This is a genomic window from Desulfuromusa ferrireducens (genome assembly GCF_055389805.1).
Genome location: NZ_AP042415.1, coordinates 3,154,704 through 3,180,416, shown reverse-complemented (window position 1 = coordinate 3,180,416; position 25,713 = coordinate 3,154,704). Strand labels below are relative to the sequence as shown.

The following is a 25,713-nucleotide window of genomic DNA, read 5'->3' as shown; positions in this document are numbered from 1 at the left end:
TTTTATTCTGGCTAGGTAGGCTTGTTGTCGCATCGATCCGGATACCCTTTTACTCGATCTGCCCACAAAACCAGCCGACCTGCCCATTCCCCCTCCACAAGCGTTTGGTTTTGGGATGGCATCGGCAAACGAATTGTCAGGATCATCCGATGATGATATCAACATTGTATTGACTTGGCTGTCCGTGTTAAGGTCACTTATCTTATACGTTTGTGCAGAGATAATTTGTTGGACGAGATTTAAAGTTAATCAGTCACGAATATGCCACGCAGACAACTTATGGTTGCGGGGTGTTTTATTTTTACATAGATATTGTTTGCACAACAAAAAACGCTCCCACAAGGGAGCATGGAGTTAAAAATGGCTGAAGGTACTGTTAAATGGTTCAACGATGCAAAAGGTTTTGGTTTTATCGAGCAGGAGAGTGGCGATGATGTGTTCGTTCATCATTCCGAAATCCAGGGCGAGGGCTTTAAATCTCTAGCTGAGGGCGACCGTGTGGTTTTTGATGTCACCCAGGGCCAAAAAGGGCCTCAAGCATCTAATGTTCGAAAATAATAGAAAAAGTTACAACCGCTAAAACCCTCAAGAGCCCTACGGTCAATCCGTGGGGCTCTTTTGATTTAGGTTCAATGGCTCAATCATAACAAAGAAGGTATTGAGGCCTGCTCACATCTCAACTGGCATAATTTTGAGATGAAGTCGCGAAGGGGACCTGGGCCACAAATCCATCCCCCTAAACCAGTCAACGACGTATCTCAATCATTGTTTTAGGTTAAAATCTCGCCATCTGCTCATTCGAACGATTTCCTCTTTCATAACCGCTAGGTTTTTCTTTGCGAATTGCCGGCGAGTCGATAAGATCTTGCGTTATGGAGAAAATCGAAACAACAGCAGCAGCGCCACCGCCCAAAGGCATCCATTACGGCTGGGTCATCGTTCTGGTCGGCACCCTAACCATCGTCGCCTGCCTTGGGTTGGCCCGTTTTGCCTTCGGAATGTTATTGCCCTCGATGCGAGAAGCCCTGGGGATGTCGTATGACGAGATGGGACTGCTTGGGACGGCAAACTTCGCCGGCTACCTGGTCGCCGTCGGAATGACCCCCCTGCTACTCCGCCGGCTAACTCCACGCAAACTGATCGCCGGCGGACTGATGATGATCGCCGTCTGTATCTTTGCTATCAGCGCCTGCAACCGTTATCTCCCGGTACTGATCCTCTACACTCTGGTGGGAGTCGGAAGCGGTCTAGCGAATATCCCGCTGATGGTTCTAGTCTCCTACTGGTTCCGGCGGGATTGCCGTGGCCGGGCCGCCGGCCTGATCGTCATCGGCAGCGGCTTCGCTATCGTCTTCTCCGGCTTTGCCATCCCCTATTTCAACATCCATTTCGGAGTGAACGGCTGGCGAGCCAGTTGGTTTCTGATTGCCATGATCGTACTGGCAATCGCTGCCGTTGCCGCTATCCTAATTCGCAACAACCCGGCAGAAAAAGGGCTGGAACCGGTTGGCAGCAAAGAACCAATTGTCTACGATTCGGCTGAAACTAAGGGACGCTTCACGACCGTACAGATCCTTGCCCACCTGGGTGTGCTCTACTTTGTTTTCGGTGCAACCTATGTCATTTACGGCACCTTCATTGTTACGACCCTGATTGAGGAATACGGCTTCGCTGAGGCAAGCGCCGGTCATTTCTGGTCGTGGGTCGGCTTTTTCAGCCTTTTTTCCGGGATTGTTTTCGGCACGCTCTCCGATCGGATCGGCCGTAAAGGTGGGTTGATGACCGTTTTCGGCGTTCAGACTCTAGCCTACCTGTTCGCCGGATTAAAGCTGGGCACAACGGCCATCTTCTGCTCAATAGTTCTGTACGGCATCGCTGCATTCGCCATCCCAGCGATCATGGCGGCAGCGATCGGTGACTATCTGGGCAAAGCCCGAGCGGCGGCCGGCTTTTCGATCATCACCTTCTGTTTCGCCATCGGCCAGGCCCTGGGTCCGGCAGTGGCCGGCGTAGTGGCCGAAACAACTGGCACCTTCACCGGCAGCTATCTCGCTTCGGCGGCCCTGACAGCTAGCGCCGTCATCCTCGCGCTATTTCTTCCCAAACCTTCTGGGCAACTCTGACGCCAAATCTTCATGAATCCCCCCTAGTGCCTTGTAACTCTTAAAGTGTCGCAAGATTGCGAAGGGATTTGGCGTACCAATAAGGCGTGACAAAGGGCGCATAGCACCGCTATGCAACTGAAGTCCCAACGCAGGTGGCGCGTCAAACAACAAGCAAGATGCGACGATTTAGGGGGTACAAGGTACTAGGTCAGGAGACAAGTTGCCAACTGAACGTACTCGAATTGCGGGAATCCTAGAAAAGCCGCTGGCCGCTCATCGTCACCGTCATAGGTCAAATCCTATTTTCAAAGGTGCCTATTCCCTTGGGGAGCCCACATCCGCCTCAGGTTGACATTTTGCCATCCGCACCTAATCTTTATTCAATGTCACTGCATTCTAAAGAGGAATCAAAACCACATCGGAGGAGGTTGCCTATGAAAACCATCAGACAGGTACTAGAAGCTAAAGGGAACGAAATTTTGTCCATCAGCCCTGACCGATCGGTCTATCATGCGGTGGAGATCATGGCCGAAAAAGGGGTGGGATCGTTGATTGTGCTGGAGAAGGGAAAGGTCGTTGGGCTTGTCTCCGAAAGAGATTATGCCCGCAAAATCATCCTCAAGGGGCTCTCGTCGCCCAAGACTCCGGTCCGCGACATTATGGCTACCCGAGTAGTTTATGCCCGGCCTGAACTGACCATCGAGGAAGGGATGGCGCTAATGACCGACAAGTGTTGCCGTCATCTGCCCATCATGGACAAAGGCCAACTGTTGGGCGTTCTTTCGATCGGCGATCTGGTCAAAGCCTCTCTTGCCGAGAAGTCGTTTCTGATCGATCAATTGGAAAACTACATTACCGGGACATTCCCCGAAGCCGCTTCCTGATGGGGTAATTTTTTCAACACACAAGGCCTGCTTAACCGAATGGGCCTTGTGTATTGTTTTCTGGGAAAACCCGGCTATGCAGTAAATGATTAGAATTTATCTTCCACTAATTAATCAGACACAGAAAAGCTCTTCTGGCGATCGGAAGGGCTGTTTGAATCGCCTCACAGGGAATCGATCGTTGTGAGTTATAAAAACTGTCTTCAGGAAGTTTCCTATTCTGGATCGTAAACTGTTTTTTTGCTACCTTCAGAATCGGGCTTTCGCATTTATGGCGGCCTTATTTCGATCTGGTCAATTGTCAAAAGCAGTTACATGTGAAAATCCCCGCCATCTACTCTTTCGAGCGATGCATCCTTTTGTTCCTCGTTTTCGGCGACAATGGCCCGGTTATGTCGGGACAATCTCTGTTATAATTTTGGTCACATCTTAGCCCCTATTTCCATGTCAAGGAGTCCACCGATGTCGTTGTTGAAACAAACTTCCCTGATTTTCGCTACCGTCCTTCTCTGTCTTCCCCAGTTTGTTCTGGCTGTTAGTCATGAGCATGACGGAAACAATGCGAAACCGGATGCTGAACATGCTCACCACATGAAACCGCTGACCACTCAAGGGGTCCAACTTTCCGCCGACCTACTGGCCTTGCTCAACAAGGAGATGGGATTGATCCAAGAGGGTATGATGAATATGGTTCCAGCTATCGCGGCTGGTGAGTGGGGCAAGGTGTCGGCCATCGGCCAGAAGATCAAGGCGAGCTTTATTCTCAAGCAGAAACTGACAGATGCACAGAAAGAGGAATTGAATCAAGTGCTTCCGCAGCAGTTCATTGAAATGGACATGGATTTTCACAAGTCGGCGGGAATGCTGGCCCATGCCGCAGAAAAGAAGAATGCGGATGTGGTCAATTTCTACTTCTACAAGATGAACACTGCCTGTGTTTCCTGCCACGGAAAGTATGCAGCAAGGCGCTTCCCTGGGGTAACTAATGGCGGCGATGAGGAGCATCAACACTGATTTCGTTCGAAAGCCAGTCACAAAGATAGTAAGATTTAGCCGTTATCGAAGAACTGCAAAGCATTACCCGTGAGATTGACGACCTCACCAAGGCGGTTTTGGATACAATCACCCTGGAAAAAGCCCTCAATAGATCACGTCTTCGGGCCAAGTTCTCCACACCCGAATAGTCAAATCCCACCAAAGTAAGGGACTTGGCGTGATCAAATCGATCAGGAAGTAAAGACCTTTGAAACAACCAATTGCTACAGAATCTGAAACCGGCTGTGAAACCGCTACAAAAATGGGCAAGATCGGCGACCGTCCCTACTGGGCTCTGGTTCTGTCTATTCTGATCAGGGCCGCACATCAAGTTGGGGCAGCAATTTTTCTTACTGTCTATCTTCTCGAACTCATTCCTGAACCGCCGGTGATCTTTACCGTTGTAGCTCTGGTCACTGGCGTCTTGTTGGTTATCACTGAATGGTTGCGCCATCACCAAATTTTCAGAGAGTTCTCAGGTATGATCACCACTTCAAAACTCATTCTTCTTGGCGCTGCATATCATGGATTTCTGCCGATGCAGGGCATCGTGCTACTCGCTTTTGTCATCGCCTCGGTTGGTGCCCATGCACCGAAAAAAGTACGCCACCGCCTGCTGTTTTAAGCACCAACCCCTGCGACTCAAGCGACCGGAAGCAACCGACATCCTTGACGATGCAAACCTCAATATTGTTCTTAATGACAAGATGATTCTGGCCGGAGAAGACCAGACCGAAATTCCTGACGGTAGCGAGATCAGCCTGCTCTCCTACGTTTTCGGGGGCTAAGTACCGACTAGCAACAGGAGGACTTTTTAGAGCAACAACTGGTGTGTGGTTGGTCAAACAACATCTCTTCGATGTTAGCGTCAAAAGACTGCTCAAGCTCAGCGATAATCGTGCTGAACTGGCTGGCAGCAAGACCATTTTCACAGGCAGGACAAGTGGAATAAGTTTTTTTGAACCAGCTCAGCGCTTCATAAATAGATGCGCCACAACAGGGACAGTCCAAGGCTATCTTTGGATCAACATGCAAGGTTTTGTTCTCCCAGTGTTCAGATTGCGGAAACTGCTGATACTCACCATAGCAGAAGTTAACTCACTTTGAATATGGCTGTTTCTGCCGACCTCATTTCTTCCCAGCAGCATAATCGGTATATTCTGCAATATAATATTCAGCCGATTCACTCCCCAACATAACCGCATCGCGCCCCTGCATCGTTTCGATCCAGCCCAGCAAGTAATCGAGATGTTCAGGAATCCTCAGCCCCCGATAATGCTCCAGCACTGCCCAGCGCTCAAACCAGGGATAGATGGCGATGTCGGTCAGTCCGACCTGCCAGCCAAACCAATAAGGCCCCTCTCCTTTACGACGCTGTAATTCCCCATCCAAGACCGAAAGCACCTGGATCATTGGCTCAGTAACGCTGCTCTGGTCCTCTTCCTGTTGTGCTTTGAGCAAGCGATAGAACAACGGAACAAAGCTCGACCCGGCATAATCGATCCAGAGCCGGGCCTCAGCTCGTTGCTGTACGGTCGTCGGCAATAGCGGCGGTTCGGCACAGCATTCGTTGACGTACTCATTGATAACCAAGGATTCGTGCAACAGAAAGTCTCCCTGCCGCAATGCCGGTACGGCACCAGCAGGATTGACCTTCGAGTACCAGTCCGGTTTATTACGCAGGTCGATTTCGATCAGGGTGAAAGGAAGGTTCTTTTCCATCAACGCCAAACGGCTACGGTGGGCAAAGGGACAAACCCGGGCACTGAACAGTTCGATGTTTTCCATAGCAGCCTCCATGAGCAGAGAAACATAACTCAGGATAACATTTTTGCCCCACCTCTGGCCCCGTCAGCGAAGGAAAAACTATGTAAAGAGGGACACTCCCACATTGATACAGAAGCGCAGCCAATGGAAGAGTTTCCGCTGAACCGGTTTTGCCCGCCGCCAATCAAGACCGACTGCGTAAAAGCAGATAACGGAGCGTGTACCAGAGAAGCATGATCAGGGCAATCAACGGCAACGCCGGGATAAACAGACCGGTCAGCTGCGCCAGCACCGTTGCGACGAACAACGCGACCACCGATACCGGCAGGTAGAGACCGATCCGCCCTTGGCGCGCCAGCGTTTCACCGGACGCTCCGAGCAGATTGTCGTTGACCCCGTGGCGACGGGCAACGATGGCGAAGAAAACGACGATAATCCAGTCCGAGATACCGAACACCGGGGCCAGGCCGATAGAACCGGGGAACACCAGCTTGATCAGCACCATGTCGATAAGCGGCGGCGGCCCCACCGGGGCCAGGTAATACTCTTCGATCTGCCGGGTGAAAGCGGCGGTCGGACCGTAGAGCCAACTGGAAAAATCGGCCAGGGTCATTGCTATACCAATCGGCACGACCTCCCAGAGCCGCTGAACATAGCGGGCCAGAGCCGCGCCAATGAGGGTCGCGACCAACAGCAGCAGCCCCGACTTGATCACCGTCAACAGCGACTGCCAGGAACCACCCAGAGGCAGTTGGTTGATCAGCCAGACACTCAAGCCCAGGGTGAACCCCCAGAAGAGATAAAAGCCGCGGCTGCGTTCTTCGGGGTGCAACAACAGAGCAGGCAGCAGCAGTTGCGCGGCGGCGTACAGTTGCAAGGCGATAAAGCCGGCGGACCACAAAGGAGTCGCCGCTTCAAGCAGTCGCCCGGTCGACCAGAGGCCGTAGATGGCACAGCTCCACAGCAGGTGGCTGGCGATCAGCAACAGGATCAGCCGCCGGTTTGGTCGGCTGAAGGTGGTGAAAGAATGTAGCAGCATGGGTCGGTTAGGCCTCGGCTTTTAGGATAGTTGAACTCGAAAGTGTAATAGCGGCGGGTTTTATATGCAAGTTGCCAATGCTTGGGTCAGTTATCTATGGCTTTGCTAGGCAGGCAGCAGGAATCATTCAGTCCGTCGGCGCACCGATTAAAAAGGACGCCCTGTTAGGGGCGATCTTTTTTAAATTGGTGCAATCAGGGGGGGACCCGAATGGCACTAGTTTAAGGGTAGGCACCAGCAAAACCGGGACTGTCCCCGCGCCGTTTCACTTTGAGGGGGCTGTCCCAGGCTTTTGCGATGCGAACCGCCACATTTTCAAGGCTCGTAAACATCTTGGGACAGCCCCCGAAGGTGCTGGGGACAGTCCCGAGTTTACTACAAAATTTCTTAAACCAGCGCCATTCGGGGGGTGACCCTAGTTTTCTCAAAAAGCAGGCAAAAAGGGGCCACATCTGTGGAGACGCGACCCCTTTTGCATTTTCCCTGTTGATTTTTAAATTACATAAAGCTACGCCCAGATTTCTTCATCGGTGGGAACCGTTCTGTTTTTTTTCGGATAACCGACCCTTGAAATATTGATCAAGTGCTGGTAGTCGAGATTTTCCGAGATTGAATTGTTTCCCCAGGAGCCGCAACCGAGCGTCGTGGTCGGCGCAAAACCATTAGACAGACTGCCTCCGGCTGTTGTCGAACTCGGTTCATTGACGACAAGACGGCTGATAGGAAGTTCAATGCCAGCGGCTTCGATGTGTTTATCATTATTTGAATGAATAGCTGCCGAGTGGCCGGCACCTTCGATAAGAAGATTCTTTTTGGCGATGGCAATGCCCTCAGCAAAAGAATTGTATTTAAAGCTGACCATAACGGGGAACATCTTCTCTTTACGCAAGATGTCATCGTCTTTATCGTTCGAACGAAGCAGGATGACTTTTGTGTTTTTAGGGATATTTACTCCCGCAAGCTCACCCATTTTGGCCACGCTCTGTCCAACCGCAGCGACCAAAAGATGTCCGTCTTCAAACAGCGCCGTTCTGAATTTATCGACGATCGCTTGATCATCGACATAGAATGCGCCATTCGTTTTAAATGCGGCAATAACTTCCTCATATCTATCTGCCGGAGCAATAATCGACTGTTCTCCAGAACAGATGATGCCATTATCAAATTTACGACCGTAGATTACTTTTTGTGCCGCGTCGTTATAGTCGATGTCTGTGTCGATTAATACCTGAACGTTTCCCGGTCCGACGCCATAGGATGGTTTGCCACTGCTATATGCAGCTGCAACCATTGCGGGACCGCCTGTTGCCACAAGCACATCAACAGACTTCATAAGCTCCTGAGTTAACGGGAGTGATGGCTCTTCGATACACTGGATAAGATTTTCCGGCGCACCGAGTTTTGCGATTTTTTCTTTTATCAGGAGGGTCGTTTTACACGTGACGGCTTTTGCCCGTGGATGCGCTGCGATAATGATCGCATTCCGCCCCTTGAAGGCAAGCATGGTATTACACATGAGGGTTACAACGGGATTTGTGGTGGGCATTATCGCTCCAACAATACCCTTGGGTTTGGCGACGAACACGAGACCTTCGCTCTCATCTCGGTCGATGATCCCAACTGACTTTTTATCTTTCAAATGATTCCAGATGACTTTTGACTTGCCTTTGCATTTAGCCACCTTGTCTTCGTAGACGCCCATTCCGGTTTCTGCAACAGCATCGTACGCAAGCTCCTCGGCATGGTCATAAACAATTTTCGCAACGGCTTTAACTATTGCATCCACACCTGTCTGATCAAAAGATTCAAACGCATTTTGGGCAATGCGTGCTTTTTTGATCATTTCGTCAATTTGGATTTCCCCAGACATCTCACACTCCCTTTCAATATACGAACGCGCCCAGCGAAACACAGGCTCCTGTTTCCCTTTGTTCCCTTGCGCTTCTCACTGATCTGATATTTCTTACCATATATCTTAACGTGAGTGTGTAACTATTAATGTTAATCAGAAATACTTTTACAGGTTTTTGTTTCTGCGTTTGGCGTCGAGGCAGCTTGTCAGCAGTTGAAGCCATTTGAGAGAATGTTCCGTGGGGAGCCGAAAGGGGACGCTGTTGACAAACTAGGGACAAACCAGGGAAACTCCCCATATTTCCAAAATCATGCAATTACTGCATTCCTAAAAGATCACCTAGTCGAACCTTTGCAAAAGTACGGTATGTAGTGGTCAACTAAAGAATCAAACGGGCAGGCTTTAAAACCTGCCCGTTTCAGGTTTTATTATTTGCAGAACTGGGGTCCATCGTGGTTCAAATTCCAATGACAACCACAGCAATCGAGGGTCAACTCTTCGGTAATGAACTTTTGTGGGACGTTCACATCACTTGGAACCGGAAGGAACTGATATTTTGCCCATTCTGACTTCGCATAAACACTCCCAACAGAGAACAACACTAGACCACAGACCAAAAACAGAACCACTTTTTTCATGTTTAGTCTCCCCTTAAAATTCAGTAATTTGCCGACAAGAAAGGACCCACCGAAGGTTACCGATTGTCAACCAGAACCATTTAGCTCCAAGGTATAGATTGAAGCTAAAGTTGCCGTCAATATTTCCCTCGTAAAAAGAGTGACTTTGATCGCGTAATATTTTCTCATAAAAGTCAAAACGGTCCAGACGGCTGATGCCATCCAGACCGCTTTAGATGCTAGACCCAATTGAGCCACGATTGACCGGTCAGTCCTGACCCGGTCAATCAGCAAGCCCCTGCACCCTCCCGACCTGACCGTCCTCCAACCTGACCTTAATCCCCCGGGAATGAAACGGTGACTTGGTCAAGAGGTCCTTGACGATCCCCTTGGTCAGCTTACCTAAGCGCTGGTCAGCTGGCCCCGCCACCCAGAAGCCCGAACAGCAGCAGCATGATGAGGGTCTGAATAATCCAGCCGATCACGCACACGCCCACAGCCCGCAGGGTGCTCGTATAATCCAGCGCCTGCCGGACCGCGACCACCATGGCCACCAGCATCCAGAGGGATGCCAGCGCAAAAATGATCGGTCCCAGCCCTGGGATGATCCCCAGAACCCGAATCAGGCCGGGAGAACTGGAAAATCCGGTGGTGCGCAACAATTGCCCGAGATCGGCTTCGGTTTGCGGTTCGGCTAGAAATCTGGTACCGATGAAGTAGGTGAGCCAGGCCCAGATGTACCAGCTGCCAAGGGCGGCAAGGGTTCCGAGCAGAATCCCACCAAGACCGAGGTTCGCGATACTTCCGATCCCGGCCGCCAGACTGGAAAGTACAACCACCCCCATGGCCTGAGGCATTGCACTCTGGTCGGCTTCGACCTCTTCATAAAAGGGAACGTCTAATTTCGCTGCACGCAGCATCCGCGTAGTAAAAGGGTTCATTGTCACTCCTTTGGTTGGTTGATGATAAAGATGGAATATGGCCAGACCCTGTCACACTCAGAAACTTAAGGCAACATGACCGCCGGCCGCCTGACCCGGTCAATCAGCAAGCCCCTGCACTCTCCCGACCTGACCGTCCTCCAACCTGACCTTAATCCCCCGGGAATGAAACGGTGACTTGGTCAAGAGGTCCTTGACGATCCCCTTGGTCAGCTTACCTGAGCGCTGGTCCTGCTTGAGAATGATCACCACGGCAAGCCCGGGAGTGATCTCCGATCTATTCTGTCCATTCATCGTTTCGACTCGTCTCTTGTTTGTGGTTCAATTCGTGGCCAATAGTCCCCTGACCTGTTTATTTGCGCTTCAGAGGGTGAGGCCCTTATCCAGACACCATTTGCGTAGCAGCTCTTCGATCCGCTGCTCTTCAAAGAGATCCCAGAGGTCGAGCAGGTGGAGGCGGCGCATCAAATCCTTCACATTGCGAAAGGCCCCGGAACGGGTAAAGATCGCCTGTACCTGCGGCACCTCCGATTGAGCATGGGTATTGAAGAACTCGAGCATCAGTCCCTTCCCCGGATCGAGATCTTGCCTGCGGGGGATGAGGAGATAGTCGGGGTCGTTATCGGCCTCGGGTGGAGCCTGGTCGAACCCGGCTTCAACCGAGGCAAGAAAGACCTTACCGGTGACGCGGTGGACCATCGCCCTGCGGTCACCTGGTTGGCCGTTACTGATGTAATTGAAAGCGTCTTCTATCGTGTCGTAGGACATGCTGGCTCCTTAGGGTAGAAGTTCTGCTGATTGATTCCGGGGAGTGAATCCTACCACGCCGCGTAATGACATAGGGGTCGCGTCTACACATTCCACATTATGGAAGAAATCAGGATTCCCACGACGACAGCGCCGATTTAAAAAAAGACCGCCCTTATTGGGGCGATCTTTTAAAATTGGCGCAATCTGGGGAGTGACCCGAATGGCGCTAGTTTAAGCAATTTTGTAGTAAACTCGGGACTGTCCCCAGCACTATCGGGGGCTGTCCAAAGAGTTTACGAGCCATGAAACTGTGACGGTTCGCACCGCAAAAGCCTGGGACAGCCCCCTCAAAGTGAAACGGCGCGGGGACAGTCCCGGTTTTGCTGCATCCACCCTTAAATTGGCGCAATCTGGGGACTTTCCCTTTTTCTCACATCAACGGTTATGAGCAAAGCCTGGACCAACTTTATCGCCGCGGTTTCGACCGAGGCAGAATCCTGAGAATTGTTGACGGTGTTAGTTGGTTGCGTCTTGGCCGAGAAAGCTGCCCATAAAAATAGAAACAACGGAACCGGGGTCTTTTTGCAGCTCAGCCAATAGGGTCGCCTCTTCTTCAGGGCTTACTTCCTGATCGAGTTTCTCTTTTACGCCGGGGGACATATTTTGATCGGCCCAATCCTTCATTTCACTTTCGGATTTATCCGAAAGCGTTGCAAAAGCTTTGGTGATGATTTCGAGTTTGGTCATGGATTTTCCTCCTTGTCACCTAACAGGGATTAAGTGACACCGATACACCTCTGTATTGAAAACAGCCCTGTTTTACCAATTACCTAAAGGTAACGCAAATGGAAACCATAAGTGTATTAGCCGAAAACATGCAAAAAAGCTATGGATGCCAAGGGGCTGAATGCCTTTAAGGGGACGGGCACCGGAAGTAACGGTGCCTGTCCCCTTAAACCTCTCCTGGCTGACATAGGATCTCCGAAGACATGAATCGCAACCGATGTGGTCCTTTAGTGCAGGCAGGCTGGTTGACTATTTCCCGGGCAAACTAGAGACATCCATGATAAGTAAAGTCAATGGATGTCTCTAGCTTCACTTTCCTATTTTTTCCGAACGCGGAAGTTTTTATCTATGCAAAGAACCATTGAATTACTGGCGCCAGGAGGAGATGTTGATTCCATCAAGGCTGCAATCGCAGCGGGTGCGGATGCTGTCTACTGTGGCCTGAATAACTTTAATGCTCGGAATCGGGCAACCAACATCGAAGTTAAAGATTTAAATGGGATTTTAAATCTGGCCCATCGGAATAACTGTAAGGTTTATCTGACGATAAATATCATCATCGTCGAGAATGAATTCCGGGCGCTGGTCAATCTGCTGAATAAACTGGTCAACACCAGTATTGATGGCATCATCGTTCAGGATTTAGGTCTATTTTATCTGTTAGCAAAACATTTCAAAAATCTCGAAATCCATGCCTCTACCCAGCTAACGACGCATAATTCTGGCCAGATAGAATTTCTCCATAAACTGCGCGCCAGCCAAGTAAATCTCTCCAGAGAGTTAAATCTTGCTGAAATAGCAGAGTTGACTTCGGTTGCGCATAATAACCGGATTAAAACTGAAATATTCGTCCAAGGCTCCTATTGCCTCTCGTTTTCCGGGCTTTGTTATATGAGTTCTGTGCTGGAGGGGAAGTCGGGCAATCGCGGCAGGTGCAGCCAGCCATGTCGAGATGAATATCTAACGACGCCTGCGGGTAAACACTTCCCCTTAAATCTCAAGGACAATTCGGCCTATTTTGATCTGCCGGAAATCGCGGCAGCCGGGGTTGATTCCATCAAGCTCGAAGGTCGAATCAAGAAGTTTCATTACGTTTATACCGTCGTCGAAGCCTGGCGGGACCAGCTTGATCGGCTCTATCAGAAGCATAAACAAAACGATGCGTACGGTGCGCTGCAAAAGGTGTTTAACCGGGACTTTTCCAACGGCTTCCTGAAAAGCAGGCTCGATAAAGATATGTATATCGACAATCCTCGGGATAATTCGGCGCGCCATTTTTCAGCAATAGCTGGCTGCTCAACTGAGGAAGGGGTTGAGAGATCCAAACAGGAACTGCACGCGCTAAGAACTGAGATTATCGTCGCCGTTAAAGACAGAATTAAACCTTTGAGTATAGAAAAACTACCCCTGGATTTGGTCATTGCAGGAACCGTTGACAACCCGTTAACTGTAACGGTTAAAACTGCCGAAGGCTCATTTAACTTCTCATCAGTGGCTCCGCTGATCGATGCCAGTGCATACTCCTTAAGCCTGAACAATCGCGATCAAAGGGATGAGAAATCAACAGCGCACCACCAGCGGCCCGCCAAAAAAATATCCATTAAACCTTTGACTGAAGAGGTTTTTTCAAAGAAATTCAACGCAATAAACGACACTGAATATGCGCTTCGGAAAACCGAACTAACCGGTCTCCAAGCCGGCCTGTTTATTCATTCGAGGGAGCTGACCTCGATAAGGGATAGAATTATTTCTGCCCTGAATGGTGCAACGCAAACGGTTGAACCGGTGACCATTCCCCGTTTGAAAAAAAACGACCGGGCAAAGGTTAAACCAACCCTCGCCGTACTGATCTCCTCAGCAAAGCAGCTAGCCGCCTGCACCGAGAATTCGGCTGAGATCTTCTTTCAGCTTCCCAGTTGCTTTAACGGGAACAATTCCGAGCTTGTCGATCTATTTCTGAAAAACAAACAACTAACCCCCTGGTTCCCTTCGGTTCTGCTCGGCAATGACTATGATGCGGCGCTAGATATTCTGCAGCAGATTAAGCCTCAACGGATCGTAACAAATAACAGCGGCATCGCTTATGAAGCCTTTAAACAGGGGATTAAATGGATCGCCGGCCCTTACCTGAATTTGGTGAATTCCTTTAGCCTGATCTGTTTAAAAGAAACCTTCAACTGCGGTGGCGCATTTATTTCGAATGAAATCAGCAAGCAGCAGATAGCAGCCATCGTCAGCCCTGACAACTTTGAGCTCTACTACAGTATCTATCAGCCACAGTTACTACTGACCAGCAGACAATGCTTATTTCAGCAGGTTAGCGGCTGTGAAAAAGAGCTGATTGACGGGGATTGTCGGCAAAGTTGTCATAAGTCCACATCGATTACAAATTTGAAAAATGAATCTCTTCGGCTAACAAAGACCAAGGGCGACTATCATCATATTTATAGTAGTGACAATTTTTTTAACCCAGGGATCGTTACCGACCTGCCGGGTGTTTTTTCCAGTTTTCTGATCGATTTAAGGGACGTCGATCAGAAAATCAATACGGCGATAGACCGCGCCAGAATCATCAAATTATTTATCAAATTTCTAGCTGGCGATCCTCAGCCGATAAGCGAACTAAAACAGCGACTACCCCCAACAACTAACGCGCAATACAAAAATGGGATCTGAGAAACCCTCAACTCCCTAGATTTAATCGCTCGCTGCGCTTCGATTAACACGACGACGGCGCACAATTAAAAAGGTGGAAAATAATGGGCAATAACAGACTTCCTGAAATTGGTTTTCTAAGATTGTCACAAATCATAGGGAACCCTAAAGCAGGTCCGCCAATACCACCAATCATACCGGTATCAAAAACAACTTGGTGGCAAGGGATTAAAACAGGAAGATTTCCAAAAGCGATAAAACTCACGGAAAGAACGACGGTATGGAGGACTGAGGACATAAGAAAGCTAATAGATAACCTTAAACCTCATGACTGACAACGCTGCTATTGCAAAGGAAATTATCGTAGCAGGGACTTCTCCCCTGCCCTATTTTTCCTAAGGCAAAGTAAGACCCCGCGGCAGGCGTCAAGGTAGTTGTCGCTTCAAACTCATTCATGCAGTTTCTGATCTCAGGGCCTATTCGGAGGTCTTTTTTCGTTCCGGGGTGAGTCGAACAATATCGATTAGATTCCAGTTACTACCCCTCTTCTGGCATTCAGTGGTGAAACGGTGCCACACAGGACCAGAAAGATCGGAATAGCCCCCAGGGGCTGACGATTGCCAGAACTCCAACCAGAGACTTGATATACAAGGTGTATTCAGAGGGGGCTGTTATGAAGTGGTAAGTCCTCTAGGCTGAACCCACTTTTGAACAGGACCAGGCAGGCATCGACGACTTGAGGGGCGTAATAATGGCCCTTGTGTTTTTTTATTTCATCTAGAGCAAAGGTAATTCCGTTGGCAGGCCGGTAGGGACGATAGGACGCGGCAGCTTCAACAACATCAGCTACGGTCAGGATGCTGGTTTCCAACAGTATCTCAGCGCCTTTTAGACCCAATGGGTAGCCGCTTCCATCTTGGTGTTCATGATGTTGTTGAACTATCCGGGCAATCGGCCAGGGGAATTCGATCCCTTCAAGGATTTCATAGCCCGTTTGCGGGTGGATTTTGAGAAAGCTCTTTTCAATGGCTGACAACTTTCCCGGTTTGCTGAGGATTTCAACCGGAATGGAAATCTTGCCGATATCGTGAACAATAGCTGCAGTGTGAATGCCATGGATCTGCTCTTCGGGAAGGCCCATTCTTTTCGCTATGGCGAACGCCAACCGGGCAACCCGACGTTGATGCCCAGCGGTGTATGGATCCCTCTTTTCAACCTCAGAGGCTAGAGCATGGATGGTTTCATCAAAAATTCTCTGCGATTTCTGCAGACTCTCTCGCAGTGCTTCTTCCATCCGCTTGCGTTCGCTGATATCTTTGATCACGGCCATGAGACCAAAAATGCCCCCAGCTTCGTCCCGCAGCGGTGCCGTGGAAATGCTGATCTCTACTTGCGAGCCATCCTTCCTGCTCACACGCATATCCATGTCGGTGTAAACCTCTCCAGATAGGGCACGATTTCGCAACTGCTGGAATTCTTCTTCCCGTTCCTCTGAAATAATTGGGTTGGTTCGACCCAATATCTCCTGCTCTTCCCAACCAAACAGACGCTCGGCTGCCAGACTCCAAATCAGAACTGATCCCTCCTTATCGACGGCGAAGATTGCCAACGGTGACCCCTGTAACAGTGCCCAGAGGGTCTGAAGCCCAATTTTTTCTGCGGTCATTCGCCGAGTTCTGGTCGATTCCTGAGGCATGCGTGCTCGTTCCCAAATTTTATTCTGGTCCACTTTTCCTCAACTAAGCTTAGCGCTTACCAGCTAATTTGCATCCCTCTTCTCCTCACTGCCCCATTATTCAGGAAATCAGATAGAGGTGACAACTACGCTGACACATAGGGTTGTCATTCATTTACGAGATTATTGAGGTAAGATGTCAAATTAACCTTGCGATGGGTTAGTTCGAGTTTACGTCGGATACTTTCCCGATGTCGATTAACTGTCGCGGGAGAAATCCCTCTTAAATTGGCTATTTCCTTAGTCCCCAAACCATTTTTAACCATGTTACAGATCTGAAGTTCTACAGGGCTAAGCTTGCCCATAACTACTTGGCTCCCTTCAACAAAAGGGGTAACGATGTCCGATAGATTTTTTTTAAGTAATGCCAAATACTCCTGTTGACTAGGATTCATTTCCGTTTGCAGTGCATAAAGTATCGGCGTGATGATTTTATCGATCTTGGCCTGTATCGACCCTCCAAGCATTTTCTTTTCTTTCTGACTCTGCACCAATGAGTCGTGAAGGGCAGCATTAGCATCTTGCAGCGCCTGGCGTTCAACCTGAAGTTGCCTTTGGGTACTTATCCTTTCAGCCGCTTTGGCAATGCGATTACTAATGGCATCAATCAGTTGTCGCTCTTCTTTAAGAAACGGACCTTCATCCAACTGCGGCCTCTTTTTGAGGTAATGGACCTCAACAACTCCCTCATTAAAAGTTGAGATCATAATAGGAGCTTTCTGCCGCCACTGAGTTGACCTGAAATTGCTCGACTGAAAAGTTTGCTCCCGAAAACGGATTCTTGCACAAGCGATTTCTGGATATTGCCAGGATCCAGGAAGGAGGGAAACAGTGCCATGCAGGATGGTATCAAGCGAATTCTCATTGCGCTCAATCAGCTTTGTCAGCCTATAAAGGCAATCAAGCTCCTTGACCCGTTCACGTAATTGAGATTCTAACTGGTTTTGAGCATTAACATCATGCGCTTTCTGCAGCGATTGCAGTTGAGTACGCAAAGACTCAAATTCTTCACAGATTCCGACAGGACATTGCCCTCTTTTTTTCATTGTTTCTCCTCTCAGATCTTCCGAGCAGAACCCCTATATTGCATATGCATTATATGTGTAACATGATTGTATTTACGTTGAAAGCGCTTAACCATAGACTTCAGGTAAAAGAAGTGGATTTACAGCTCTGATTAGTTCTCCAATAACGGGCGGCTGATGGCTACCAACGTCCGGGAGCTTCAGTCGGGGCAACTTAAAATTCGGCGATCTAAGTAGAGGCATGTTTATCAGCCATCATTTGGTGGCGAAACCACATCCAGAGGAGGCTCTGAATCGAAATGAAAACTGAAGGGTTGATTAATCTCTCTCAAGCAGTGGCACACGGCAACCTACGCCGGGTCAAAAACTTCAATTCGGAAAAACAGGGCATTGTCGTCAATGTCAATGGGGATGGGCTGACAGTCAGTGTCGGTTCGAGCACTGAAATCTGGGACTACAACGATTGTGAAGAGATTGCTTGGCAATAAGATAACGTGAAGCCCACGGGTAAAAGTCCGTGGGCTTTTTTTAGTCTCTGCACAAAGTAAGGATTTCTATTCATATTTTACGTTTCTTTCTTGGCTTGCCTGGAATGGATTAATAAAAGAGAAGAGGGATGATGATCGACAACCTATTTAACCTCAGCAATTTTGATCGGAAATTATCGACCGGCATGGCTGTAGAGGCTAGCTGGTGCCAAGGTGGTTTCTTCTATAGTGGAAAAGCGACCATTGTTAAACTTCACCGAGAAAGCGTTGAGGTGAAGCTACTGTCTGTAGTTGGTGCCGAAGAAACTCACTTGATCGGCAAAACAATTGAGTTGCCAAGGTTCAAAGATCAGACGCGTTGGTCGTCTCGCAATTGCATTCTGCCTATCGATAAAAAAGTCTTAAGGCGACCTTCCTGAACTTTGCTGGATCTAATTTAAATTGTTCCCAGCACCCTAAACACTTACGATTTTATCGCGCCGAAACTGTTTTCCAAGCATTTGATAGGAAGAATCGCCCACAATTTATTTACCAAAAGACCTAGTTTTTGTACGATTATTCCTGTAAATGGCGATATTCAAGACATGCTCGGCCTGTCCAACCTTCCGACCTGTATTTCAATGCGGAGCAATTTTCGAGAAGTTTACGATTGTTTGTCGGGTTTGGAGCAAAAACACCCACGATCAACTTCCGAAAAGCCTTGATGTTTAGAGGTGAAAAGAGATGGCCACCGCCAACCAGTGGTCATCTCTTGTTCATCGTGTAAACTATTAAATGATTACGTTGTTTTCGTTCGCAGGAGTCTATTGCTTGACGAGGTGTTTGCAATGCCATTGAGAATCGATGTTGAGTTGAAAGATGGGGCTGTCTGTCTGATGGGAAAGAAAGCCTTTAATGTATTTCTATCCCTAGACAAAGTCGCCAAATTCAAGCGGTCGAATGGTTGGATTGATGTTGGTGAGGGGCCGCAGAGAGACTTGGGAAAAGACAGAGATTTTAATTTTTTTGCTGAACGCAGGGGATTCTTTTAAAGCTCGCGTGCAGCAAAGACCTCAAATATTCATAACCACATAGAGACAGGTGTCCTTTTTATTATAGGTCACTCCTTTAAACACGCGAAACCCGCATGATTAACAGATCATGCGGGTTTCTTGGTTTGCTGCATTAATCAGACATATTTGGCTGGCGCTCTTTGTAGATTCGATATACCGATGAACGGCTAAGGCCATAGAACTCAGCGAGTTCCTTTTTGCTTACATCGGGGCTTCCATAGTCCTTGATAAGCTGATTGATTTCTAGTTCTGTTAATTTTGCTGGGGCTCCAAACCTCACACCGTTGGCAAGTGCTTTTTCTCGCCCCTCCCTGGATCGTTCCCTTATGATCTCCCTCTCGAATTCACCAATGGATGTCAGGATATTGAATTGCAGTCGCCCGTACATCGTTGTCGTGTCGATCCCCTGATCAAGGACGACAAGATCAACATTCTTCTCCGTCAGGCGAGTAATAATCATCGCCATATCGACAACGGAGCGAGCCAGTCGATCCAGCTTGGTCACAACCAAGACGTCATCATCCCGAACGAAATCTAATGCCTTCAAAAGTTCTGGTCGTGATGTCGTCGAAGAGGCGGATGCTTTCTCAAAATAGATTCGATCACAGTCTTCCAGCTTATCAAGCTGAACATCCAGCTTCTGTCCGGCACTGCTAACCCTCGCGTAACCAACTCTCATTCCCATAACAACCTCCATTGATACTGGTTTCTGACAGTCCACCCAGGGTGTGGTGCAAGAGGATTATGGTTTGAAGTTTATCGAATAATCTATTCAGGGGGTAAGGTAGGTTACTGGAAATGGCCATTTATCAGACACCCAAAAGAAGCTCTTCCGGAAATCAGAAGGGCTTTTATCCTTTGTCGTTAATTTCTCTTCTACTTTCCACTTACTTCGTACTTTGATTGCACAAACCCATTATCCCATGTCTGGGTACTTAAATGACGCAGCCTGACATCTTCTTGCAGCTCTCCAAACAAAGGCAGACCTTGACCGATCAACAGGGGCAACTGCGTTAGGGTGATTTCGTCCACGAGACCGACACGAAGAAAGGCCTGGATGACGGCCCCGCCATCGAGATAGATACGCCGGAAACCCTCCTGGAGGAATTTCTCAATAAGCTCTTCAGGCGAGGAAGCATCAACTCTGACCCGGTCCCGCAGGTCTTCGGGAACCTCCGTTAAACTCTTGCTGAGCACGATGACCGGCTTAGATCCATAGGGCCAGTCGCCGAATGACAGAACTTTTTCGAATGTATTCCGACCCATGACTAGGGCATCTACCGAAGAGAAGTGTTCTTTGTAGCCATAGTCTTCGCCCTTTTCCGAGCTTTCAATGCTTTCCAGCCAATCGATACTCCCATCTCGCCTGGCAATAAAGCCATCTATACTAGTGGCGATAAAAACGGAAACTTTGGTTTTTGTTACTGAAGCCACAATTTACTCCTTATATTGATTGCGCCAGCAGACATTATGCGCTGGACTTGGTTGAAGAAAACAGAGTTGCCTTTATCAACCGATTCATGTAAATTCTACACTGTAGAATAAATAGATAACAGAGGTCAGAATGAGCGTCAAGCAGAAAAAAAGAGGTCGTCCGGGTCGGGACAGCGACAGGTTAAATCGCGAAACAATCGTCAGCGCTGCCAAACAGTGGCTGTTGCAGGAAAACAAAAAACTCAGTATTCGCGCCCTTGCTAACCACTTAGAAGTCGATCCAATGGCGATATATCACTATTTTGCCAATAAGGCTGCGTTACTTGAGTCCATTACGGTTTCAATCATGCGGGATGTCTATATGCCTGGTTCGGGCGATAACTGGAAGAAGGAAGTGACGCAACTTTGTGGCAGCTACTTGACCCTACTGCGAGATCATCCAGGTTTACTTGAAACACTGCTCTCTATGGGGGAGACAGTCGAAGCCCCAGCCAATGTCTTCAGGGAACGATTTTACCTGGCAATTGCTCCCCTGGGGTTAAGGGATGAGCATAAAAAAGCCGCTTTGGATTTACTCGTCGATTATCTACATGGCTTCGCATTGGCGCTACAATGCACAGCAAATAAATCCAATCTGGAGCTTTCTGCTATGGAGGAGTCGCTAGCTCTTTATTTGCGAGCGCTTCAAAGAGAAGCGTTAGAATCGTGAAGAGTTATTGGGCGTGTTTCAAAAGTCACCCTCCATAGAACGTGAAAAGCCCATGATTACCAGATCATGGGCTTTTCTTGGAATGGGGTACATATCGAACACTGCGTTACTGGAAGTGTCGACTTACAGTAATGTCAGATCTAGCCACTCTCCAGACCCAAAATTAGATATGGAGCAACTTCCGAGACGTTTTGCTCCGGTTAGCACTTTCAGACTGAAATTACCCTCGCTCTATGTCCAACAAGTCGACACTTGTCGGAATCTGGCGCTGACTCTGCCGGTCAAACTTACTATTTTGAAAAAGTCGAGTAGTCCCTAGTCAACTATCCCGCAGATTTGATAACAATTGAATTCAGAAGATCCTCCATCTCAGACAAATCCTGAGAAGCGCCAGCAGGTGCTGTGTAGTAAAGATAGAACCAGTATTTGTCAACAAAACCAATTAAGCCAATGAACCTCTTGGCCTCATCATGTTTTACAAATTCAGCATCAACGCGGTAGGCGTATTTCGACCCTTCGATTTTGACCTTGTGGGATTTCTGTTTTACCTGGCTCAATCCTTCTTCATGTTCGAGTTCTTCACCGGTGTATTTTGCGGAAAGGGCGATTGATCTTTTTGATGGGACCTTGTCGTCTTTTTTTAAGGGGCTGAAGTCGATCTCCAGGTAGGATCCGGTCTGCTGGTTAAAGATAAAGAGTTCGTTGGCTTTGAGCTGAACTTCGGCTGCCTTCTCCTTGGATTCGATCCCACGCTGTATAAATCTTTTCATCATGTTGTCGTGGATATGCTTGGCTCTTTCCACAATGAGAAAACGCGGGGCAGTTTCGGCGGTCTGCCAACGGATGCTTGGTAACTCAAATTCAAAAGTTAGATCCCGCATCACCTGGTAGGATTGCGAATAACCGTTCAGAGGGAATAAGATCAACGCAAACAATATGAAAAATAATCTTTTCATTTTTTATCTCCTTACAGCGACCCAGACTAAATCAGGGAGATACGGAGAATATTCAGTTAAAGCTGTAGACTATTCAACAGTTTGAAGCGCTATTTCCTTTCTTCATTCATCTTGATCATACGGGCAAACTTGACCTTCATTCCGGCCAGAATTTCATCGTGGCTGGCCCCTGCGTCCTGCCAAAGAAAAGCCAGCAACGCTTGGCCATAACAGATATTGCAGGCGGAGGCGTGATCATCGTAGCCATTGTTGAGTTTGCCATCCTTTAAGAAGCAGGCCAGCAAATCACGATGCCCCATCGCGTCGCAAAAACAGTAACAGGGAATTCCCTGATCGATTGCCGAAGCATCAATCTTGCCCAGCAATTTCGGTGTAACAACAGCGACACGATACCCCATCTCAATGGAATCATTGAGAAATGCGTAGTCAGGAAAGTTGTATTGATCCCAGTCGTGGTCCGGGAATTTCTGCTCCAGCAGTTCCTCGGTAGCTTCAGTCAATTGCGCCATCTTCATTTTCATAATCTGGTCGTAGCGTTGCTGCTGGACGTTGTCCATGGCTACGGCTGCGATTGGAAACAACAGGATCAAGACCAGTAGAATCTGCATAGAGCGCTTCAGCATTTTTTCTCCTTACGGCCACCAGGTTTAAAATGGCAGCACCAGTTGCCAGTTCGGTCCTCGCATAAATAGGCCAACGAGGATCAATACGATCTGACTAACTAAGAGCAAGGTAAATGCCAAGTTCCAGCGCCAGCGATCCGGGGCAAACCACTTGCCGCCACAACTGCTGCTGCGATCAAGAAAAGGAGCAGCCAGCAGAAACGTTGCCAGCAGCACCGGAACAACGATTCCGCCGATAACGGCTGAATAACTGACCAGTTCCTGGAAGCCGACAAAGTACCAGGGGGCTTTGGCCGGATTCGGTGGATGAGCGGGATCGGTGCGTTCGAAGATCGGGGCATCGATGACCAGGGCTAAGCTGATCAGAATCGCTAGGACAGACATCGCCGATGCGGCCTCAAGTCGATAAAGCCAGGGCACGGTAGGCAGATGCTGTTCGTCTTTGCTCTCCGGGAGAGCCAGTCCGCCATCCTTGCGCACGCGCCAGAGATGGAGTGAGGTAAGGGTTAATAAGAGAAAAGGGAGAATGCCTGCATGCAGAGCAAAGGATCGCGCCAGGGTTTCTTGGCCAACTTCATGTCCGCCGAGCAGGAAGCTCTGCAATGTCGGACCTAATATTGGGAAATATCCAGCCAGACTTGCCCCGACCTTGACGGCCCAGTAGGAGATCTGATCCCAGGGCAACAGGTAACCGGTGAAATTCGCGAAAAGTACCAGCACCAGCAGAATAAGGCCGTAGATCCAGTTCAGGCGGCGCTGCTTGTAACTCCCCATCAGAAAAATTCGGCTCAGATGCAGAACGGCAAGGATCAGCAGGGCATTTGCCGACAGGTAATGCAGATTACGGATCAAGCTCCCAAAACGTAAGGTGGTGCTGATATGCAGAATCCGTTCATAAGCTTGGGCCTGATCAGGTACGTAGTAGAGGAACAAGGTGAAGCCGGTGACAAACAGGGTGCCGAGACAGGTCAGTGCTGCGATTCCAAAACCGCAGGTTGTTAGTGGATGCAGTACCCGACGACGAACCTGACCGACATGCAGATGGTCAAAAAAATTACGCGCCTTACCACTCACGCCGTTTCTCCATTACTTTTCCCCAGGGACTTCCAGGTCGGTTTCTTTAGTTCCGCGACCGACTGAACCCATATTTTTCCGTTATTGATTTTGATATCGTGCCAGAGGAGCGATCGGGTTGCCGGACCGGAGTAGACTTCACCCTGCGGGCCAAATTCACTGCCGTGGCAGGGGCAGAAAAAGCCCTCGTCTACGACATTTAGCAGGCACCCCAAATGGGTACACTCCAGGCTGACAGCAGCAATCGCCTGATTACGCACCAACAGAGCAACCCCCTGTTCCGGAAAGGGGAAAACTCCTTCATCGGCCAACTCTTTCTGCAGGGTCAAGCTGCGCCAGTGGGCAGAGGAGAACCGTCCGGAAGCCAGCCAGACATCGAGCAGGATTGCGGTAATCCCGCCCCAACAGATGGTCAGCCCACCGATCAGCAGGCTCCGCTTGAGAAAACTGCGTCGTTCCGGTTTGGCACTATTCTGCATTCTGTGACCTCGACAGTCTTCGGACTTTGCCGACCAGCCCCCAGAGTTCAGCCGCTTTCAATGCCTGTTTATGGGCCGGCATGGCCGTTCCCGGAATGCCATCAAGAATCGCCCTGGCAACCCGCTCATCACTGAGGGTAGAAAAATAGCGACTGTTGGTCAGGTTGCGCGGACGCGGCAAATACTGCAGCGATTCGCCTCCCTTGCCGTTGCCGCTGATGCCATGACAACGCGAGCAGCGTTCTCGGAACAGGTCGTCAATGGTTTCCTCAGACAATGCTAAACTTTGCTCTGGTAAAGGTGTGAGAGCGATCTTGTCGGCGGCATCGATGCCGATAAATGCCTGGAAGATCAGGCCAAGCACTTGCTCACGCTGCTCAGCCAAGAGGATCTTTTCGTAGCCTGGCATCGAGGTCCCCGGAATACCGTTTTCGATACTCGCTAGTAAGCGCTTATGATCAACCTGTTGAAAAAATTGAGCGTTGCCGGTAAACGCACGGGGAAAGTTCGCCAGGTTCGGTTGAATCGGGCCCAGGCCATTCCCCTCGGCAGCATGACAAACCTGGCACAACCTCATAAACAGTTGCTTGGTGGGTTCTTCGTTCCCCATCTTTTTTGCCAGCATCAGGGACAAATTTTCCGGCGCAACGGCCTGCGTACTCAGATAGTCGACCAGGACGGTCTGCTCTTCCTTAGACATGGCAACCCGTGGCATCACCGCCCCCGGAACGTAACGGGCAGGGTTATCAAGAAAACCGGAGAGATAATCCTGGTCGCGCTGTGAACCGATAAAGCTCAGATCAGGAGCGATCCGGCCATTGACCTCGCGAAACTGATGGCAGGCCAGGCACTGTTTCTCGTACAGCAGCCTTTCCCCCTCGGTAAGCTTACGTCCTTTCGGAGCGAGACTGATGGCAGGCAGCTCTACCTGGCCGGCCTGTATCTGCATCATTGTCGCGTAGAAAGGCTGTTTGATGCGGCTTTTGAGGAAATAGGCGATCTCTCGTGCCTGCCCTTTCGACAACGGAAAACGGGGCATGATCGAGTTGGCGAGATTTGCCTTCGGCTCACGGATGGCCTGCTGGATCAGATCAAGCCCCAGCAACGATCCGATATGACTCAGATCTGGACCATAGCGCCCTCCACGGCCAATCCCGGCAATATGATGGCAGGTGTTGCAGCCCTTGGCGATGAACCTTTGATAGCCTTTCCAGGCTTTCTCGGCCCCTGCCAGTGGACCAACCAAATGGCACTGAAAGCAACTGGCCTGGAGGTCTTTCCCCTTAAGGACACTGCGTGCACCAAGTACCTGAAGGCCGTGTGAGATATCGGCATCCAGAGCCATTCCTTCGCCGAGATGGCAACCAGTGCAGCCGAGTTTTTCCCATTGGTGAGGTCTTATATCCGGGTGGCCTTCGACTGCTTGTTGCGAAAGATCAGGGGATGGTCTGCTTCCTTCAGGATGGCAATAGGTACAATGTTCCCGAACAGGTCCTCCCCCCAAGTTGATGGTCAGGTCAGGAATAGTATGATGCTGTTGAAGAGGATGTTTTACGAAAGACAAGTAAATGGCGAGCAACACAACAGCAGAGAGAACGACAATCGCAGCAGCGAAAAACAGATTTATCCATTTTTTTTGTGACCCCATAAAATACGCCGCTCTGAAAAACTGTTAACTTTGCAAGAGAGAAAACCCATGAAGCTGTG

General features: G+C 49.2%; 27 protein-coding genes and 1 pseudogene. 11 read left to right on the top strand and 17 right to left on the bottom strand.

Annotated features, from left to right (window positions below; translation table 11 throughout):
* Positions 1–360: 360 nt before the first annotated feature.
* The 6 genes from ACZ5PT_RS14275 (at position 361) to ACZ5PT_RS14250 (ending at position 4,812) form a co-directional block, all read left to right on the top strand.
* Positions 361–558: a cold-shock protein gene (locus ACZ5PT_RS14275; RefSeq protein ID WP_464263700.1), complete on the top strand. Its 198-nt coding sequence runs from the start codon at positions 361–363 to the stop codon at positions 556–558.
* 314 nt (positions 559–872) lie between these two features.
* Complete coding sequence (locus ACZ5PT_RS14270) at positions 873–2,123, top strand: MFS transporter (RefSeq protein ID WP_464263699.1); 1,251 nt, start codon at positions 873–875, stop codon at positions 2,121–2,123.
* Positions 2,124–2,539: 416 nt separating this feature from the next.
* Entirely contained in the window at positions 2,540–2,989 is a 450-nt protein-coding gene (locus ACZ5PT_RS14265) for a CBS domain-containing protein (RefSeq protein WP_464263698.1), read from the top strand.
* 462 nt (positions 2,990–3,451) lie between these two features.
* The gene (locus tag ACZ5PT_RS14260) at positions 3,452–4,003 is read left to right on the top strand and encodes a hypothetical protein (RefSeq protein ID WP_464263697.1); all 552 of its coding nucleotides are present in this window, start codon (positions 3,452–3,454) and stop codon (positions 4,001–4,003) included.
* A gap of 229 nt (positions 4,004–4,232) precedes the next feature.
* On the top strand, positions 4,233–4,649 hold the full coding sequence (locus ACZ5PT_RS14255) for a hypothetical protein (protein WP_464263696.1): 417 nt from the start codon (positions 4,233–4,235) through the stop codon (positions 4,647–4,649).
* The gene (locus ACZ5PT_RS14250) at positions 4,612–4,812 is read left to right on the top strand and encodes a hypothetical protein (RefSeq protein WP_464263695.1); all 201 of its coding nucleotides are present in this window, start codon (positions 4,612–4,614) and stop codon (positions 4,810–4,812) included. The genes ACZ5PT_RS14255 and ACZ5PT_RS14250 overlap by 38 nt, the downstream gene beginning before the upstream one ends.
* 340 nt (positions 4,813–5,152) lie before the next feature.
* On the opposite strand, the gene ACZ5PT_RS14245 is transcribed toward ACZ5PT_RS14250, so the two are convergent.
* The 8 genes and pseudogenes from ACZ5PT_RS14245 to ACZ5PT_RS14210 all read right to left on the bottom strand — a co-directional run bounded on the left by ACZ5PT_RS14245 (position 5,153) and on the right by ACZ5PT_RS14210 (position 11,737).
* A complete protein-coding gene (locus ACZ5PT_RS14245) occupies positions 5,153–5,812 on the bottom strand; it encodes a glutathione S-transferase family protein (protein ID WP_464263694.1) in 660 nt (219 codons plus the stop codon).
* A 163-nt stretch (positions 5,813–5,975) separates the two neighbouring features.
* Positions 5,976–6,830 carry a hypothetical protein gene (locus ACZ5PT_RS14240; RefSeq protein WP_464263693.1) on the bottom strand — a complete coding sequence of 285 codons (855 nt, stop codon included), beginning with the start codon at positions 6,828–6,830 and terminating at the stop codon, positions 5,976–5,978.
* A 508-nt stretch (positions 6,831–7,338) separates the two neighbouring features.
* On the bottom strand, positions 7,339–8,700 hold the full coding sequence (locus tag ACZ5PT_RS14235; protein WP_464263692.1) for an aldehyde dehydrogenase family protein: 1,362 nt from the start codon (positions 8,698–8,700) through the stop codon (positions 7,339–7,341).
* An 882-nt stretch (positions 8,701–9,582) separates the two neighbouring features.
* Positions 9,583–9,717: pseudogene (locus ACZ5PT_RS14230) on the bottom strand (YwbE family protein); the annotation flags it as partial.
* A complete protein-coding gene (locus ACZ5PT_RS14225; RefSeq protein ID WP_464263691.1) occupies positions 9,713–10,240 on the bottom strand; it encodes a hypothetical protein in 528 nt (175 codons plus the stop codon). The pseudogene ACZ5PT_RS14230 and the gene ACZ5PT_RS14225, both read right to left, overlap by 5 nt.
* A 99-nt stretch (positions 10,241–10,339) precedes the next feature.
* On the bottom strand, positions 10,340–10,534 hold the full coding sequence (locus ACZ5PT_RS14220; protein ID WP_464263690.1) for a YwbE family protein: 195 nt from the start codon (positions 10,532–10,534) through the stop codon (positions 10,340–10,342).
* Between the two features lie 69 nt (positions 10,535–10,603).
* Positions 10,604–11,008 (bottom strand): UPF0158 family protein, encoded by a 405-nt coding sequence (locus ACZ5PT_RS14215; protein ID WP_464263689.1) that lies wholly within the window; start codon positions 11,006–11,008, stop codon positions 10,604–10,606.
* A 498-nt stretch (positions 11,009–11,506) separates the two neighbouring features.
* Positions 11,507–11,737: a hypothetical protein gene (locus ACZ5PT_RS14210; RefSeq protein ID WP_464263688.1), complete on the bottom strand. Its 231-nt coding sequence runs from the start codon at positions 11,735–11,737 to the stop codon at positions 11,507–11,509.
* Between the two features lie 387 nt (positions 11,738–12,124).
* On the opposite strand from ACZ5PT_RS14210, the gene ACZ5PT_RS14205 reads away from it, so the two are divergent.
* Complete coding sequence (locus tag ACZ5PT_RS14205) at positions 12,125–14,452, top strand: peptidase U32 family protein (RefSeq protein ID WP_464263687.1); 2,328 nt, start codon at positions 12,125–12,127, stop codon at positions 14,450–14,452.
* 637 nt (positions 14,453–15,089) lie between these two features.
* Here the strand turns inward: ACZ5PT_RS14205 and ACZ5PT_RS14200 are convergent.
* Together ACZ5PT_RS14200 and ACZ5PT_RS14195 are read right to left on the bottom strand one after the other, a co-directional pair.
* Positions 15,090–16,097: an HD-GYP domain-containing protein gene (locus ACZ5PT_RS14200; protein WP_464263686.1), complete on the bottom strand. Its 1,008-nt coding sequence runs from the start codon at positions 16,095–16,097 to the stop codon at positions 15,090–15,092.
* A gap of 176 nt (positions 16,098–16,273) precedes the next feature.
* Entirely contained in the window at positions 16,274–17,212 is a 939-nt protein-coding gene (locus ACZ5PT_RS14195) for a helix-turn-helix transcriptional regulator (RefSeq protein WP_464263685.1), read from the bottom strand.
* A gap of 278 nt (positions 17,213–17,490) precedes the next feature.
* Between ACZ5PT_RS14195 and ACZ5PT_RS14190 the strand changes: the two genes are divergently transcribed.
* The 3 genes from ACZ5PT_RS14190 to ACZ5PT_RS14180 all read left to right on the top strand — a co-directional run bounded on the left by ACZ5PT_RS14190 (position 17,491) and on the right by ACZ5PT_RS14180 (position 18,710).
* Positions 17,491–17,679: a hypothetical protein gene (locus ACZ5PT_RS14190; protein WP_464263684.1), complete on the top strand. Its 189-nt coding sequence runs from the start codon at positions 17,491–17,493 to the stop codon at positions 17,677–17,679.
* Between the two features lie 128 nt (positions 17,680–17,807).
* Positions 17,808–18,098, top strand: coding sequence for a hypothetical protein (locus ACZ5PT_RS14185; protein WP_464263683.1), 291 nt, complete (start codon positions 17,808–17,810; stop codon positions 18,096–18,098).
* Between the two features lie 408 nt (positions 18,099–18,506).
* On the top strand, positions 18,507–18,710 hold the full coding sequence (locus ACZ5PT_RS14180) for a hypothetical protein (protein ID WP_464263682.1): 204 nt from the start codon (positions 18,507–18,509) through the stop codon (positions 18,708–18,710).
* A 133-nt stretch (positions 18,711–18,843) separates the two neighbouring features.
* Here the strand turns inward: ACZ5PT_RS14180 and ACZ5PT_RS14175 are convergent, their stop codons facing one another.
* Both ACZ5PT_RS14175 and ACZ5PT_RS14170 read right to left on the bottom strand, forming a co-directional pair.
* Positions 18,844–19,416 carry a recombinase family protein gene (locus ACZ5PT_RS14175; RefSeq protein ID WP_464263681.1) on the bottom strand — a complete coding sequence of 191 codons (573 nt, stop codon included), beginning with the start codon at positions 19,414–19,416 and terminating at the stop codon, positions 18,844–18,846.
* A 191-nt stretch (positions 19,417–19,607) separates the two neighbouring features.
* Positions 19,608–20,165: a dihydrofolate reductase family protein gene (locus ACZ5PT_RS14170; protein WP_464263680.1), complete on the bottom strand. Its 558-nt coding sequence runs from the start codon at positions 20,163–20,165 to the stop codon at positions 19,608–19,610.
* Between the two features lie 130 nt (positions 20,166–20,295).
* Between ACZ5PT_RS14170 and ACZ5PT_RS14165 the strand changes: the two genes are divergently transcribed.
* Positions 20,296–20,874: a TetR/AcrR family transcriptional regulator gene (locus ACZ5PT_RS14165; protein ID WP_464263679.1), complete on the top strand. Its 579-nt coding sequence runs from the start codon at positions 20,296–20,298 to the stop codon at positions 20,872–20,874.
* A gap of 323 nt (positions 20,875–21,197) precedes the next feature.
* Here the strand turns inward: ACZ5PT_RS14165 and ACZ5PT_RS14160 are convergent, their stop codons facing one another.
* The 5 genes from ACZ5PT_RS14160 to ACZ5PT_RS14140 form a co-directional block, all read right to left on the bottom strand.
* Positions 21,198–21,830, bottom strand: coding sequence for a hypothetical protein (locus ACZ5PT_RS14160; RefSeq protein WP_464263678.1), 633 nt, complete (start codon positions 21,828–21,830; stop codon positions 21,198–21,200).
* An 89-nt stretch (positions 21,831–21,919) separates the two neighbouring features.
* Entirely contained in the window at positions 21,920–22,453 is a 534-nt protein-coding gene (locus ACZ5PT_RS14155; RefSeq protein WP_464263677.1) for a PCYCGC motif-containing (lipo)protein, read from the bottom strand.
* Between the two features lie 24 nt (positions 22,454–22,477).
* Entirely contained in the window at positions 22,478–23,527 is a 1,050-nt protein-coding gene (locus ACZ5PT_RS14150; protein ID WP_464263676.1) for a cytochrome b, read from the bottom strand.
* Complete coding sequence (locus tag ACZ5PT_RS14145; RefSeq protein ID WP_464263675.1) at positions 23,524–24,006, bottom strand: QcrA and Rieske domain-containing protein; 483 nt, start codon at positions 24,004–24,006, stop codon at positions 23,524–23,526. The genes ACZ5PT_RS14150 and ACZ5PT_RS14145 overlap by 4 nt, the downstream gene beginning before the upstream one ends.
* The gene (locus tag ACZ5PT_RS14140; RefSeq protein ID WP_464263674.1) at positions 23,996–25,654 is read right to left on the bottom strand and encodes a c-type cytochrome; all 1,659 of its coding nucleotides are present in this window, start codon (positions 25,652–25,654) and stop codon (positions 23,996–23,998) included. Before ACZ5PT_RS14140 ends, ACZ5PT_RS14145 begins: the two co-directional genes overlap by 11 nt.
* Between the last annotated feature and the right edge of the window lie 59 nt (positions 25,655–25,713).

What these genes read in the sequence shown, in the direction of transcription:
- ACZ5PT_RS14265 (WP_464263698.1), top strand. Translation starts at nt 2,540, where the DNA reads ATGAAAACCATCAGACAGGTACTAGAAGCTAAAGGGAACGAAATTTTG.
- ACZ5PT_RS14155 (WP_464263677.1), bottom strand. Translation starts at nt 22,453, where the DNA reads ATGCTGAAGCGCTCTATGCAGATTCTACTGGTCTTGATCCTGTTGTTT.
- ACZ5PT_RS14270 (WP_464263699.1), top strand. Translation starts at nt 873, where the DNA reads ATGGAGAAAATCGAAACAACAGCAGCAGCGCCACCGCCCAAAGGCATC.
- ACZ5PT_RS14160 (WP_464263678.1), bottom strand. Translation starts at nt 21,830, where the DNA reads ATGAAAAGATTATTTTTCATATTGTTTGCGTTGATCTTATTCCCTCTG.
- ACZ5PT_RS14190 (WP_464263684.1), top strand. Translation starts at nt 17,491, where the DNA reads ATGAAAACTGAAGGGTTGATTAATCTCTCTCAAGCAGTGGCACACGGC.
- ACZ5PT_RS14245 (WP_464263694.1), bottom strand. Translation starts at nt 5,812, where the DNA reads ATGGAAAACATCGAACTGTTCAGTGCCCGGGTTTGTCCCTTTGCCCAC.
- ACZ5PT_RS14195 (WP_464263685.1), bottom strand. Translation starts at nt 17,212, where the DNA reads ATGAAAAAAAGAGGGCAATGTCCTGTCGGAATCTGTGAAGAATTTGAG.
- ACZ5PT_RS14200 (WP_464263686.1), bottom strand. Translation starts at nt 16,097, where the DNA reads ATGACCGCAGAAAAAATTGGGCTTCAGACCCTCTGGGCACTGTTACAG.
- ACZ5PT_RS14225 (WP_464263691.1), bottom strand. Translation starts at nt 10,240, where the DNA reads ATGAACCCTTTTACTACGCGGATGCTGCGTGCAGCGAAATTAGACGTT.
- ACZ5PT_RS14175 (WP_464263681.1), bottom strand. Translation starts at nt 19,416, where the DNA reads ATGGGAATGAGAGTTGGTTACGCGAGGGTTAGCAGTGCCGGACAGAAG.
- ACZ5PT_RS14180 (WP_464263682.1), top strand. Translation starts at nt 18,507, where the DNA reads ATGCCATTGAGAATCGATGTTGAGTTGAAAGATGGGGCTGTCTGTCTG.
- ACZ5PT_RS14205 (WP_464263687.1), top strand. Translation starts at nt 12,125, where the DNA reads ATGCAAAGAACCATTGAATTACTGGCGCCAGGAGGAGATGTTGATTCC.
- ACZ5PT_RS14145 (WP_464263675.1), bottom strand. Translation starts at nt 24,006, where the DNA reads ATGCAGAATAGTGCCAAACCGGAACGACGCAGTTTTCTCAAGCGGAGC.
- ACZ5PT_RS14215 (WP_464263689.1), bottom strand. Translation starts at nt 11,008, where the DNA reads ATGTCCTACGACACGATAGAAGACGCTTTCAATTACATCAGTAACGGC.
- ACZ5PT_RS14240 (WP_464263693.1), bottom strand. Translation starts at nt 6,830, where the DNA reads ATGCTGCTACATTCTTTCACCACCTTCAGCCGACCAAACCGGCGGCTG.
- ACZ5PT_RS14275 (WP_464263700.1), top strand. Translation starts at nt 361, where the DNA reads ATGGCTGAAGGTACTGTTAAATGGTTCAACGATGCAAAAGGTTTTGGT.
- ACZ5PT_RS14250 (WP_464263695.1), top strand. Translation starts at nt 4,612, where the DNA reads ATGCACCGAAAAAAGTACGCCACCGCCTGCTGTTTTAAGCACCAACCC.
- ACZ5PT_RS14165 (WP_464263679.1), top strand. Translation starts at nt 20,296, where the DNA reads ATGAGCGTCAAGCAGAAAAAAAGAGGTCGTCCGGGTCGGGACAGCGAC.
- ACZ5PT_RS14185 (WP_464263683.1), top strand. Translation starts at nt 17,808, where the DNA reads ATGATGATCGACAACCTATTTAACCTCAGCAATTTTGATCGGAAATTA.
- ACZ5PT_RS14140 (WP_464263674.1), bottom strand. Translation starts at nt 25,654, where the DNA reads ATGGGGTCACAAAAAAAATGGATAAATCTGTTTTTCGCTGCTGCGATT.
- ACZ5PT_RS14235 (WP_464263692.1), bottom strand. Translation starts at nt 8,700, where the DNA reads ATGTCTGGGGAAATCCAAATTGACGAAATGATCAAAAAAGCACGCATT.
- ACZ5PT_RS14220 (WP_464263690.1), bottom strand. Translation starts at nt 10,534, where the DNA reads ATGAATGGACAGAATAGATCGGAGATCACTCCCGGGCTTGCCGTGGTG.
- ACZ5PT_RS14210 (WP_464263688.1), bottom strand. Translation starts at nt 11,737, where the DNA reads ATGACCAAACTCGAAATCATCACCAAAGCTTTTGCAACGCTTTCGGAT.
- ACZ5PT_RS14260 (WP_464263697.1), top strand. Translation starts at nt 3,452, where the DNA reads ATGTCGTTGTTGAAACAAACTTCCCTGATTTTCGCTACCGTCCTTCTC.